The 13,045-nt window shown below is 38.2% G+C and carries 11 protein-coding genes; 4 read left to right on the forward strand and 7 right to left on the reverse strand.

What is annotated here, in order from left to right; genetic code table 11:
- Positions 1-202 precede the first annotated feature (202 nt).
- From GM418_RS25935 to GM418_RS25965, 7 genes are all read right to left on the reverse strand, one after another.
- Positions 203-2,425, reverse strand: coding sequence for a TonB-dependent receptor (locus GM418_RS25935; protein WP_158870378.1), 2,223 nt, complete (start codon positions 2,423-2,425; stop codon positions 203-205).
- 10 nt (positions 2,426-2,435) lie between these two features.
- Positions 2,436-3,083, reverse strand: a complete 648-nt coding sequence (locus GM418_RS25940; protein ID WP_158870380.1) for an ABC transporter ATP-binding protein — start codon at positions 3,081-3,083, stop codon at positions 2,436-2,438.
- A 14-nt stretch (positions 3,084-3,097) separates the two neighbouring features.
- Complete coding sequence (locus GM418_RS25945) at positions 3,098-4,264, reverse strand: ABC transporter permease (protein WP_158870382.1); 1,167 nt, start codon at positions 4,262-4,264, stop codon at positions 3,098-3,100.
- Complete coding sequence (locus tag GM418_RS25950; RefSeq protein WP_158870384.1) at positions 4,251-4,487, reverse strand: hypothetical protein; 237 nt, start codon at positions 4,485-4,487, stop codon at positions 4,251-4,253. Before GM418_RS25950 ends, GM418_RS25945 begins: the two co-directional genes overlap by 14 nt.
- Complete coding sequence (locus tag GM418_RS25955; RefSeq protein WP_158870386.1) at positions 4,487-5,275, reverse strand: hypothetical protein; 789 nt, start codon at positions 5,273-5,275, stop codon at positions 4,487-4,489. The genes GM418_RS25950 and GM418_RS25955 overlap by 1 nt, the downstream gene beginning before the upstream one ends.
- Complete coding sequence (locus GM418_RS25960; protein WP_158870388.1) at positions 5,272-8,967, reverse strand: outer membrane protein assembly factor BamB family protein; 3,696 nt, start codon at positions 8,965-8,967, stop codon at positions 5,272-5,274. The genes GM418_RS25955 and GM418_RS25960 overlap by 4 nt, the downstream gene beginning before the upstream one ends.
- Before the next feature lie 151 nt (positions 8,968-9,118).
- Positions 9,119-9,352 (reverse strand): RNA polymerase sigma factor, encoded by a 234-nt coding sequence (locus GM418_RS25965; RefSeq protein WP_158870390.1) that lies wholly within the window; start codon positions 9,350-9,352, stop codon positions 9,119-9,121.
- Between the two features lie 170 nt (positions 9,353-9,522).
- Between GM418_RS25965 and GM418_RS32180 the strand changes: the two genes are divergently transcribed.
- The 4 genes from GM418_RS32180 (at position 9,523) to GM418_RS25985 (ending at position 12,997) form a co-directional block, all read left to right on the forward strand.
- A complete protein-coding gene (locus GM418_RS32180) occupies positions 9,523-9,672 on the forward strand; it encodes an RpiB/LacA/LacB family sugar-phosphate isomerase (protein WP_158870392.1) in 150 nt (49 codons plus the stop codon).
- A gap of 87 nt (positions 9,673-9,759) precedes the next feature.
- Positions 9,760-10,665 (forward strand): helix-turn-helix domain-containing protein, encoded by a 906-nt coding sequence (locus tag GM418_RS25975; RefSeq protein ID WP_158870394.1) that lies wholly within the window; start codon positions 9,760-9,762, stop codon positions 10,663-10,665.
- A gap of 44 nt (positions 10,666-10,709) precedes the next feature.
- A complete protein-coding gene (locus tag GM418_RS25980) occupies positions 10,710-11,504 on the forward strand; it encodes an MBL fold metallo-hydrolase (protein WP_158870396.1) in 795 nt (264 codons plus the stop codon).
- Between the two features lie 407 nt (positions 11,505-11,911).
- Positions 11,912-12,997, forward strand: a complete 1,086-nt coding sequence (locus tag GM418_RS25985; RefSeq protein WP_158870398.1) for an efflux RND transporter periplasmic adaptor subunit — start codon at positions 11,912-11,914, stop codon at positions 12,995-12,997.
- Positions 12,998-13,045: the final 48 nt, after the last annotated feature.

The following is a 13,045-nucleotide window of genomic DNA, read 5'->3' on the forward strand; positions in this document are numbered from 1 at the left end:
GGAAAACAAAAAACAGATTGCTTTAGATAAAATGCCGGAATCCCTGGTGCATATATTAAATAAAACAAGTACATCTGTTGTTGAAAAAATAATCCTTGAAGCTGTAAGTTATAACCAGACCTATAATTTTTCTATGTAATCTCAAACATTGCGTGTTTTGTATTATGAAGCTTTAAATGCTGGCGGAGCCATAATAGCTTTATTAATAATCCAGTTTTACTCCCATCAAAAATAGCCTTCCTTGATCGGGATAGCCCGCAACCGTTTCATATTTTTTGTTGAGTAAGTTTTTCACTTCCATAAAAATCCGTGTCTTTATTTTACCGGAAAAAGTGTACCCGCAATTAAAATCTACTTTAACGAAATCACCCAATGGATAATCACCATTTTCGTTTGTCCATTTTGGATCTACAAACCGATTATTAAAATACGGGCCAGTATAATGGATAAAAAGGTTGGCATCCACTCCGGAATGTTCGTACATAAATCCGCCATTTAAAATTACATTTGGTAACTTTTTATCATCAACCATTTTATTGTCAGAAACTTTCTCATTTTTCATAAATGTTGTATTGCCAAAAACAGAACTGTGAATGATAGGAATATTCATCTGCGCCGCCAGTTCAATACCGTAACTTCTTTTGTCTTTATTCTCGTACAACTCCACAATGATGTCATTCTCAGAAAATGCCGTTTCGCCGCTTAAATCGAGTGCATTTTTTCTTTGGGTAAAAAATGTGGAGATGGTTATTTCTTCAATATTTTGGCTTTTTATTCTGAGTCCTAAATTGTGTTGCATCCGGCCTTCATTTTGTGGAGTCGTTCCCTGTGCAGTAACACTTCCTTTTCGGGGAGCAACGGTGCCTCCGGAAAAATTATAATGTATTGAAGAGACGGGTGATTGCACAACATTAAGACCAAAAGCAGATTGCCATTCTATCGGTGCAGACTCGTTGGTAATAGAAGGAACATCCTGGAATCCGGCAGCACTGCCTTCAATTCCAAACCCACCCCATTCGTTGATATACCCACCAATAAGCCTGAACCCGGCATCCAGTAAAATTCGCCCAAATTTCTGTTCATCTGCTATTACTCCTGACCAGGTATTTACATCACAACGGCGGCCGGCATAATACCGTTTTCCATCGGGAGCTACCCAGTGACTGTAAAGTGTTCCGATACTGAAAGTATTTGAATGTCCTATGAAACGGCTATGTAAAAGATTAAATCCATACTCCCAGTCTTTATCATGATGGGTGGTTGTTGTTTCCTGCTGAATATTATAGTTCTCGTAATTTGCATCGCGGAATGAAAAATTTGTTTGCAGTTCGGTTTGTGTACCTTTATTCCCCCTGTAATTAAGTTTTGCATAGGTAATCCATGTATGTAAAGGATCGAATTTTTCTTCCCGGTTTAATATTTTTGGTGATCCCGGTTCAATAATCCCGATGAATTCACGCATACCAGTTATAGCTGTAACTCCGGTAACTAATGTCATCCTTCTGCTTATCTCCCAATTCATATTTCCATGGAAGTTGGTTACTCTTTCTTTTCCGCCGCGATCAGGAATCCCGGTTGTACCAAAGAATGCCAGAGCTGTATTAAATGAAATATCGTTGATTTTATTTCCATACTGCAAATTCGCCACATAATTATTGCTTTCTCCGTATTTTGTTAAAAGAGATGCCGTTTCACGTTTTGGCTTTCTTGTTTTCACTTCAATAACACCAGTCAATCCCGACAAGCCTTTTACCAATGCATTGCTCGATCTTATAATCTCAACCGATTCAATATCGAAAGCAGAGAGAGCATATGCCGTTTCTTCAAATTCTTTTTGCCAAACTCCGTCGATGGAATAATCGGGGTAGGGATATTTTTGCCCTCTCACAGAAAAAAATTGTTTTGATTTACGCCCCCGGGTTTCCGTCCATCCACCCGGTACATATTTGAGGGCATCGGTGAGTGTTACAGCTCCCTGTTTTTCTATATCTACTGCACTAACCTTTGTAATAGCAGGCAATACCGACAAAGGAACCATATTAATGGCGGTGTCCCTTTCCTGCAAAATAAAATTACCATAAACGTCCACACTTTCAATCTCCTGTTTTTTTGGTTGAAGTCCTATTTCAACAAGTTCATTGTTCTCCAAAGGAATGTTTATTTTTATTTCTTTAGTTGAAAATCCGACCGAAGTAATCTTGATTTTATACTCACCTGAACGAAGACTCAATTCAAAATCACCACCCTCGTTGGTGCTGGTTCCAATTTTGGTTTTTACCACTACAATGTTTGCATTTATTACGGGTTCATTGTTTTCTTCGTTAAATACATTTCCCCGAATAGTGTAAAGCTGTTGCGAATATGAAGGAATGACAATAAAACAGGCAAGAATCGTTGCTGAAATAAATAAAAAACAATTTTTCATTAAAATAGAATTATAAAAGTTTGCCCGCACGCAGAGTGACGATTCTATTTGCATAATTTGTTGTTTCTGCCTCGTGCGAAACCAATAATACCGTTCCGCCATTCTCGCGAAATTCTTTTATTAACGACATTAAAATTTGGCTGTTTCCCGGATCCAGATTTCCGGTAGGTTCATCGGCGAGAAGGATTTCGGGATTTGAAATAATAGCACGTACAAAAGCTGTTCGCTGTTTTTCACCGACACTCAATTCTGAAGGGTATTTGTTTTTCAGCGGCAAAAGAGCACATTTTTCCAGAGTCGCTTCAATGCTGCCATTTTCATTTTCTAACTCAATTTCAGTTAGTTTTATGTTTTCATACACAGTTAAGTATGGTATTAAGTGAAACTGCTGAAAAACAAAACCCACATTTTTTCTTCGGTACTTATTGACCTCATGGCTGTCCATTTTATAAACGCTCTTTCCCCGAAATAAAACCTGACCTGAATCAGGTCTTATCAGGCCTCCAACAGTGTGAAGTAAAGTCGATTTTCCTGAACCACTCGGGCCAACAACCGCAATAAAATCACCACTTTCAATTTTCAGGGATACATTATCCAGAGCAGTATATGTTTCTTTGCCTTTTACATATTTTTTTGAGATATGATTGATTTCCAACATCGTATTTCTGTTTTCTATTCCTTGCTAAGTGTTTTTGCTGCATCGATTTGTGTTGCCAAAAGAGCCGGTATCCAACTTGCCAGCATCCATAAAACCGGAAAAATCAACACACTGTATCCAAACAGATTCCAAAGCGGTTTGATGGACATAGCTGTAAATCGGAAAATCTCTTTTCCAAAATATTCAGCGATTAGGCTGCCAATAAAAAAACCGGCAATACTTCCTAATAGCCCTATAATAAAAGCTTTCAAAAGGAAAATTAAGAGCACAAATGATTTGCTTTTTCCCATCGCTCTCATAATGCCAATTTCATATTTCCTGTTACTAACATTGGCGTAAAAAAGCAATGCGGAAATGAGCATTGAAATTATCAATATAAAAGGAATAATAAAAGAGCCGTATTTATTCATCATCAGACGTTGATTTTCACGTGCATCAGCAATGCTGCTCACCTCTGTAACTTCCATATCAGAAAAAATATTTTGTATCTGACTTCGGGCATTATTTATCCTGCCGTCGTGACATACACATCCCAAAGCTTCTATTTTGTTAATTTGGCCTTTCATGTTAAGAATTTGCTGAAGATCGGCCAGGTGAAACGCCACGCCCTGATCTAACATTCCCTTTCCTTCGTCCAGTCTTTTGGCAATTTCGAACTCGTAAGGTTCGCCATCGTTCCCCACAATTTTAAATTTTTCACCCTCCGGGATATTCACTGATAAAAGTGCCCCGACATGAACAGTACCTTTTTCCACATCAAATCCCATTGTTTCCTGTTTCGACAAAAAACGTTGCATCGCTTCGTCTTTGTAGCCCATTACAATAATCTGGTGTTTTGAACCATTTGGATCAATCCAGTCAGGGTATTTGAGCTGAAGAATCCCGGTAAGATGTCTGACCGCATCGAAAGTTTTCGACTCTGCCAGTGTATCTATATAGTCTTCAGGAAATGTCGGTGTGTTGTTTACTGAATAGAAATCAATTAGGTTAGTCCCTTTGGGGAAGATATACAAATTCAAACCCTGTTCACGCATTATTTTTCGAGTCTCGTTCTCGCTGGCCTTACTTAATGTGTAAATGGAAACAGATACCGTGCTGGCCGCAATTACTGTTACCAGGATGATCAGCGAACTGACTTTGCGGTAAAAAAGTTCTTTAAATACGAGTTTAATCGGATTCATAATCGTTTCTCCTTTTATTTTTTCGTAGAAAATAAATGGTTAAAATAATTACTGTTAGAATAATTACTGTCCCTGTAGAAATGAGAGAGACTTGCAATGTTGTGTCTTCCTTCATCTCAAGCTTTTCCGGCTGGTAGGTATTAAGGCCGTCCCGTTGGTCGGTAAGCCATTTAGGCAAAGGTCGTGCGTCCAAAGAATCATATGCAATTGTGTCCTGTCTCATTAATGGTGCATCAGTTCCGAATTTGCATCAAGGATTGAGTTAACCAATGCCGGTTGCGGATCTTCCCAGTTTGTGTTGCACAGAATGCTGCTTCCGGGTAAGTGATCTTTGATAAGACAGCTGCAGTCGGCGGTAAAAAAATCAATCATCAGGTTTATATTTTCTTCTGAAATACCTTTTGCCAACAAAGGTTCAAGCGCTCTGAAACGTCCGAATACTCCAAAAACCATAGGTTCATCAATATCTTTTAAATCGCTTTCCACATTCAATAACATCGATACCAGCAAGCTTTCGTCAACACTATTTCGGTCCAGTTCAACAAGCGAAATTACGTTGCCAAAAGGCGAATTTTCAAGCGTTTTGTGTATTACTTTTAGTCCTTTCTCGTCCTTTTCTGTGTTACCACATTTCAGGTAAACCATTACACAAAGTTGACCAGCCATTAAATCGTCGCCAATTTTTTCCCGCACCGGCGAACGGGCTATATGTTTAAGTTCTTCGGAACCTGCATATTCAGCAATAATCCGATTGTTGAAATACAATGCATAATATGGTTTTTCAATGTCTGTCCTTTTCATTGTTTTGAAAATCAGATTTGCCGGGGCAAACTGATTTTCAAGCACCTTGTTTTGTTGATTTTCAGACTGTGTCAGTTCATTTTTGTGGAAATAGACAAGTAAATATTTCTCAGAATCGGAGTTTAACAACACCCATTCCGATACTTTTGTAGTACACGCCATACTTAACAGTGCTCCAACAAACAATATTTTCAGATAGATACGATTCATTTTTTGGCCAGCTTTTCCTGTGTTATTTCAATTCCTGAAATCAATGGTTTTCCTTTTACCGGGGTCAAATCTATTTTTAATGTTTTTCCGGCTTTAATTCCCTCAAACGATTTTATTATTTCGGTATCGGTGTTACCAGCTTCTTTAACAATGTCAACTCCGTTTGCCACTTTTTTCCCCTGAATGGCGATATCAAATGTTCGTTCACCGGATTTTTTATTTTCCAGTTCAGCAAAATAAAGATTAACAGTATAAAACGATTCAGGAATAAATTCCTCTTCGCATAGTGTGATTTCAATTGATTTTATTCCACTTACTGCACTTGCGCTTATCCAGGGAGTTTTCTCAGATGAAATACTTATCGGTTCTTTTCTAATTAGTTTAAATCCGAGTGTGTCGATTTTTACAGGAATTCCTGAAGGTGCTCCGGCTACAACCGGAAACTCAAACCAAAGTACATCATTGTCTGCACTTCTGTCGCCCGGTGCATTCAGGTTTAGCCCAAGCTGTTGAATCTGTTTCCCGTTCCAAGTATAATTACTGTTTGTCCAGTAAGACATCCAGGGCATGTTTATTAATGCAAGGGAAGTTTGGTTTTGATAAGAACATTGGCATGTTCGGGTATAATCAGGCGAATTGAGTACACCATCGGCAGGAATCAGGTTGGTTGAGCAACTCGCCTTCCATCCGCCCAGGCTTCCTGTTCCTTCAAACGCATTGAGGTTTATAAAACCTGCTGAAGCAGAGCGAAATGTCAGCAAGTGCTCACTTGCGGCTACAATTCCGCATCCATATTCACGTTTGTAACTCCATTTTAAATCTTCTCCGGTAACCGGATCTTTTTCTGTTAGTGGATCACCTGTAAGGAGATTGAAGCCTTCGCCTTCAGTATAAATTTTATTGTTATGAATAATGGGTGGATTGGCGTATCTCATTTCACGATCCCAAATTTTGTTTTTTGAGCGAATGTCATATGCAATCATACGCGTTCCTTCTTCTCCGTTCAGCATATCGCGGGAAGGACGTGTGGCCTGAAGCAATAAATTATATTCGTCGGAATATCCCAACCATGTTCCAAATATATCTTTTGTTTCTTCCCGGATGACTTCACCGGTTCGGGCATTTAAATATAACAACCGGGTACCCTCCGGAAGCGGTTCTCCTCTTCTCCTTAATTTTGTCTCCAAATACTGTGGAAGTTTATCAAGGCAAAACAGAATATCATTTCCTGCAATCACTGAGTTATGAATAAAACCGTGATTGGCTGCTATACTCCATAGTTTTTCACCAGTAAACCGGTTTAAGATCATCAATTCCCTGCTTGCGGTAAGGTTATAATCTGCAAATCTTTCTTTTTTTATTTCAACTTCATCTTTTTCCAATTCCGGAAATTCTGCAAAATTGTTCCCTAAAATTAGCAGGTCTTTATAAACGCCAATGTATCCGAGCTTCATAGTATTCTCCACACTTGTGGTAAATACTTTACTAACTTTGCCTGTGTTTATATCTATCAGGCTGCATTTGTTTCCTTCAATAAGATAAACAAACTCTTTGGTTGCAATGTAGTTGGTTCCCCTTGCATTGGAGCCGGGGAGATGTTCCTGGTTGTATTTGGGATCAAGAGGATTTTCTTCATCATAACTCTCATCATAATAAACAAGCCAGTTATCTTCCAGCAAGTTTTCTGTTTCGTACTTCCAGATTACGCGTCCTGTATATACATCGCGGGCGCTAATACTATTCATTCCCTGAATGATCAATCGACCGTCGATTACCTGTTCGCCCGGTCCATGACCGTGTCGGGGAAGTACATCCATATTTGAATTTCCGCCAAACCATAAAATTCCGAGTGGAGCTTTAACCAGCTCATCATCCGATTTTACAGTGTTGGCTATATCGCCATAGTTGTGGGTCCAGGGAGACGCTCCCTCTAATGGCCCATTTCGTACTACTTCACAAAAATTTCTTTTCTCTTCAATTTTTGCACCCGGAAGATCGAGTTCTTTTAAAGTTATCATGAGATTGTCCTGTTTTTTCCCTTTTCCCATAAACAGAGTTTTCCCACCGTAGGGCCTGACAGATTCGTAAATTTTTTCTAAATTTTGTTTGGTATCCCCGCCCAAATAAGACAAATCATTTACAATAGTTAGCGACGAAAAGTATTTGGGCAATGCAGGGAATTCATCTCTAATATGCTGAAAACTTAATCGCTCTGCATTTATACCTGCTTTATCAAAATGTTCCCTGAGTGACTGCACTTTTTCCTGATTTTTGTCGTAAACTATGATATTTAAATTGGTCGTAGTAACCAGGTTGTTTAAAAGTTGAATGTCATTGCCTCCCAGTACAAGGGCATATCCTGCTGTTATGCCAGCTTCCTTAGCTAATTCTGTTTTTTGATTTGATTTTGTTGCAGTTTTGGCTTTTTTACGAACAACCACATTTTCCAGGGGATCTTTTCCAAATACCATCAAACTCCCGTCACTGGTAACTGCAATTAATTTTCCGTTTGCGGCTACAAGTCGCTCAATATTTTTATCTGTTTTGAAATTCCAGATGACTTCCGCATCATTTCCCGGCAAAAGTTTTATAGCTGAAATTCCTGTGCTATCGGCTGCAAAAAGGCAATTACCGGCTTTAATCAAATCATTCCTTGCCAAAACATTTTTGTACCATAACGTATCCAGTTTATTATCCGTTGTCAATTCCGTTGCCCATATTTTTTCACCTGAAAAGTATATTTTGTTACCATCAACAACCGGGTATTCACCCACATTCGGAATCAACATGTTACCGTCTTCCGAACTGTACATGTTGGTCGCTCTTTCCCGAAAATGATTAAAGAAAACTTTATCGTTGGCACAGGTAAAAGAACCGCCTGTTTTTTGGTTGGCAGAAAGGTGATAATAAAGTTCTTCACCGGTTTTTAAATTGAATGCAGCCGGAACCGAACGTCCGCCTGCCACAAGTAATTTTTCTCCACTAATGGTAAACGCTCCCTGGGGAGCCACGTCAGCAAATGCAGGTGAACGGTGGGGTTGAAGGATATAGTTGCTGCCGGTGCCTTCATTTTTCCATACAATGTCGCCAGTGGCAGCATCGAGGGCATAAATAAATGTTCCCATCATTGGAAAAATGCTTGCTGCCGTATAAACAATATTGTCTTTTATAACTACTCCGCCTCTTGCCGGCCACATGGAAATAAGCCTTTTATTTCCCAGTAGCTTGTTTTCTGCAGGAGCCAGTAATCGTTTCCATACCAAGTCACCATTATCTGTATTCAGGCAATAGATATAACCATCGTCACCGGTAAAATAGATTTTACCTTTATTTACAGCCAGTGGTAAGCGAACCGGCCCATCAGCATAAAAATGCCAAACTTCTTCTCCCGAATTTAAATCTAACGCAACTACCTTATCCTGATCGTTGAAGCCAATGAACATTTTATCACCAGAAACTACCGGTTCAAAAAGCCGATCATACTGCATCAGGTTTTGGTTGAGAGGATCATCCCAAACCGGAGTCCTGGGTGAATAGGTTATTTGCCATTGCAGATAGAGTTTCTCAGCCAGCTGTTCGGGTGTTGAAGCCGAACGATTATAGTCTCTTCGCCACATCGGCCAGTCGTGAGAAAATACTGAACCCGAAAGAATTAACAGGGGAAAAAGAATTACTGGTAATATTTTTCTCATGGTTTTTGGTCGTTGATTCAGAATTTTAAAGATACTTGTTTTTTCTAAAAATAGTAATCCGGAGATTGAAATCATATTGATTTTATATGATAATACTCGCGTTGTCTCACTTAATGGATATTAGGAATTTAACATTTCTCAATGAATTTATTTATATCAGAATATTTATTTTGTACCTGAATAAATTGATAAATAAATCCTGGATGGAGTCTTTAACCAAATCCTGGTCGGCTGTTAGTTTAAGTCCAAAATTAAAAAGTGTGTCGGCGTACTCTGAATATATCTCTTCAAAAGCTGATTGGTCACCGGACTTAAATTGAATCCAAACTTTTAACCAATAAAATTTATCTTCAACCTGATTTTTATTTTTTTCGATTCTGGTCAATTTAGATATGATTAGTTTATTCTAAGTATATTAAAAAGATTACATTTTCAAAATAACACCCAAAATCATAGTTTTTAGTGATGAATTTAATATTTGGAATAAAGAATCCTGGTAGGTTGCCAGATGTATTTCAAATGCCTTTACTTTCATTATGATCTACTAGCCGTCGTTTGGATAAGAAATATAATAACGCAAACATTTTATGTTTACCCGGTCGTTTTTTCTCCCCGCCAGAAAGTATTGAAGTATTAAAAAGTTTTCTTTATTCAGAATTCCAGGGGGGAAGGCATCAAAAGAGACTTGATAAGGTCGCTGTTTAACACATATCTTATAGCCGAATCAATTTTGTTAAACCTGCATTACATTCATTTGTTGAAAAGGAAAGACTTCAGTTGTAAAGCAAAGACATGAATGTATTTCAGTTTCCAGAACAAAAGTTGATTGAAAAATTTCGGAATGTAATTTCGCATCAGCCGGGTGAAATTGAGTGGCCTAATGTTGTTGTAACTGCTTCAAAGAAGAAATATCAAAAATCTGTTTTTGAAAGTTCATTTACAATTTTTGCCAATATAAAAGGCACCGTAAATCTGCAAACAAACAAAAGAAACCTCAAAATTTGTGAACAAACTTTTTATCTGTGCAACCCCTTCGAATCGTTTCGTTATGAAATTGATTCAGAGGAAGAGACAGATACTTTTAATATTCACTTGAACTATAATTTCTACACAAAAGCCAAAAATGCATTTTTAAGTTCAAATGAGGAGTTGTTGGACAATCCCTCCAAACAAGAAACAAGCTTTAGTTTTAACAATCAACTGCATTACCGGGATTTGAATTTTAATCGTTTAATTCAGTCATATCAGGAAAAGGAGGAGGAAACATTTATGATTGAGTTATTCCAACATTGTCTGATGTTAGACGTCGGGGAAAAGGGGAGACGTTTAAATATTCCGGTTGCAAAAAAATCAACCAAAGAAGAATTGGCCGGAAGAATGGCTGTTGCCAAAGATTATCTTTTTAGCAACTACAATGACGCTCAGCTTTCTGTTGCTTCTCTTTCAGCATTGGTTTCGATGTCCCGTTTCCATTTTTTACGAATATTTAAAAATGTATATGGAGTGTCTCCCTATCAATATTTAAAAGGAATGAGAATTGAGAAAGCAAAGTATCTCATTCAGAAAACCGACATGTCAATTGACGAAGTTGCTTATGCTGTTGGATTTCAGGAGTCCACAGCTTTGTATCCTGTTTTGAAAAAGGAATTGAAACAGACACCCCGGGAATACAGAAAGGAAAATCGCAATTTTCAATAGTCCCGGAACCATTAACTGAATGTACATTCGTAAAAAATGTAAAAATGAAAATTCAGTTAATAAGAAATGCAACGGTAAAGATTTATTTCGGTGGAAAAGTGTGGTTGGTTGATCCTTTTTTTGCGAATGAGAGAAGTTTGCCTCCTTTTGCAGGCAAGACAAAGAACCCAACCGTTCCGCTTCCCATTTCTATTCGTGAAATATTAGAAGATGTGGATTACGTGGTGATTACACATTTACACCCGGATCATTTTGATGAGAAAGCACAGGAAGAGATACCAAAATCGGTGCCGTTTGTTGTTCAAAAAGCCGACTCTGAAAAAATTAAAACGTTTGGATTTGAAGCAATTGAAATTCAACACGAAAGAGTTTTGGATAATGTCAGGATCTCAAGAGTCGATGCACAGCATGGTGAAGGAGAGATACTAAAAGTAATGGGCGATGTTTCAGGATACGTTTTAGAAGATTCAAAAAACGAAGTTTTGTACATTACCGGAGATACAATTTGGTGCGATAAAGTAAAAAGAACAGTGGACAGGTTTTCTCCCAGCGTCGTTATTTGTAATGCCGGAGGAAATGTTTTTTTGCCTGAAAACCATCCATTTAAAGAATATATCTCGCTGGAGCATGCATACAAGGTTATTATGGATGAAAAACAGGTTCTGCAGTTGCTGAATTATAAAAAAGATACAGCTGTTGTAACTGTTCATGTCGGAGCGTTGGATCACGAAACAGTTTCACGTAAAGAACTGAGGCAGTTCCTGAAGAATAACGATGTAAGTGGCAATAGATATCATGTGCCAGAAGACGGAGAAATTATAACGTTTTGCTCGCATTAGTACCATTTCAGGTGATGACGATGTACTAATTGTGTGTCAAATTTTAATGACTAAAACAGTAAAAAATAAAGCCTGGCGTGTTGAAATAACCTGAATCTGTTTTAAATTTTACAGGCTGGCGGTACCCCCGGTATTCACAGCTAACTTCTGTCGATATAAGTTTAAAATAAACTAAAAGGTAAGTAATGGATTATTATTCAGATAATTCCCCATGGCTTATTATGGGGTTTTCGTATAGTCATCCTGTAATCGATAAGAGATATCAAACCAATGTCGGGCAAAGCGTTAAAAAAAACATTTTGTAATAATCAGATTAAACGCCAAAAAACTCAACAAATAACAAAAATTACAGGCATAATTTTTGTTATCTTTCGAACTAAAATATTAGTTCTCTACCCATGAAAAAAATGAAACCTGCTCTAACGCAAACTTTTACTCTAAGAATTTTTATCTCGATAGTTATAAGCACCTTTGTTTTTTCCTGTAAAGACAGCACACCGGATGAAACACAATCTGAACACGATGCACTTCCTGAAGAGAAGAACCTCGTGGAAACCACGGTTATTCAACGTGAAAATTTTACACGTGAAATTGTAAGTAACGGAAAACTCGCCGCCATTCAGAAAGCAGAATTGTATTTCGAGAATCAGGGTATCATTGAAACGATTCCAGTAAAAAACGGACAAACGGTTCAGCGGGGCGCAACCCTGTCAACACTTCAAAATGATGATTATAAATTTTCATTTGAAAAAGCAAAAGTGGGTTTGGAAAGTGCGGAGATCGAAAAAATGGATGATTTGCTAAGTATGGGATATAAAGATGTAGAGGAAAAAGATGTTCCGCAGGATCATTTGCGAATTGCCAATATCAGGTCGGGCTATAACCAGGCAGTACTGGATTTTGAAGAGGCTGAGCGGGTGCTGAAAAATGCAACTTTAAAAGCTCCCTTTTCGGGGAAAGTAGAAGGAGTGAAACAAAAACCATATGAAAAAGTAAATCAGTCGGAGCCGTTTTGTACTTTAATTAGCGACAAACAATTTACCATTGAATTTCCGTTGCTTGAAACTGAATTTGGAGAAGTTCAGGTGGGGCAGCAGGTTACGGTAATTCCTGTTGCAGGTGCAAAATCAACAAAAGGAGAAATTACTGAAATCAATCCGCGTATTGATGAAAACGGGCTGGTGTGGATAAAGGCAGAAGTAGATAATCCGGGAGGTTATCTTGAAGGAATGAATGTAAAAGTTAGCATTAAGAAAGCTATTCCTGATCAACTGGTAGTTCCAAAGCAGGCAGTGGTATTGCGCCAGAACCGCGAAGTACTTTTCCGCTACACCGGTGGAATTGCTTACTGGACATATATAAATGTGCTCGACGAAAACGAAAATCAATATTCAGTTGAAGCAGCGGAGGGAGCAGCACTTGAACCAGGTGACACCGTAATTGTTTCAAATAACCTGAACCTGGCCCACGAATCGGAAGTGGAAATGGAATAACTTTTATGATTGTTTTCCGGAGATTTAACGGGAGTGGTATTCAAATAA

It is taken from the genome of Maribellus comscasis, from assembly GCF_009762775.1.
Lineage (GTDB): Bacteria > Bacteroidota > Bacteroidia > Bacteroidales > Prolixibacteraceae > Draconibacterium > Draconibacterium comscasis.

Excerpts from the sequence above, each read along its gene's own strand:
- GM418_RS25935 (WP_158870378.1), bottom strand. The coding sequence starts at position 2,425 with ATGAAAAATTGTTTTTTATTTATTTCAGCAACGATTCTTGCCTGTTTT.
- GM418_RS25940 (WP_158870380.1), bottom strand. The coding sequence starts at position 3,083 with ATGTTGGAAATCAATCATATCTCAAAAAAATATGTAAAAGGCAAAGAA.
- GM418_RS25945 (WP_158870382.1), bottom strand. The coding sequence starts at position 4,264 with ATGAATCCGATTAAACTCGTATTTAAAGAACTTTTTTACCGCAAAGTC.
- GM418_RS25950 (WP_158870384.1), bottom strand. The coding sequence starts at position 4,487 with ATGAGACAGGACACAATTGCATATGATTCTTTGGACGCACGACCTTTG.
- GM418_RS25955 (WP_158870386.1), bottom strand. The coding sequence starts at position 5,275 with ATGAATCGTATCTATCTGAAAATATTGTTTGTTGGAGCACTGTTAAGT.
- GM418_RS25960 (WP_158870388.1), bottom strand. The coding sequence starts at position 8,967 with ATGAGAAAAATATTACCAGTAATTCTTTTTCCCCTGTTAATTCTTTCG.
- GM418_RS25975 (WP_158870394.1), top strand. The coding sequence starts at position 9,760 with ATGAATGTATTTCAGTTTCCAGAACAAAAGTTGATTGAAAAATTTCGG.
- GM418_RS25980 (WP_158870396.1), top strand. The coding sequence starts at position 10,710 with ATGAAAATTCAGTTAATAAGAAATGCAACGGTAAAGATTTATTTCGGT.
- GM418_RS25985 (WP_158870398.1), top strand. The coding sequence starts at position 11,912 with ATGAAACCTGCTCTAACGCAAACTTTTACTCTAAGAATTTTTATCTCG.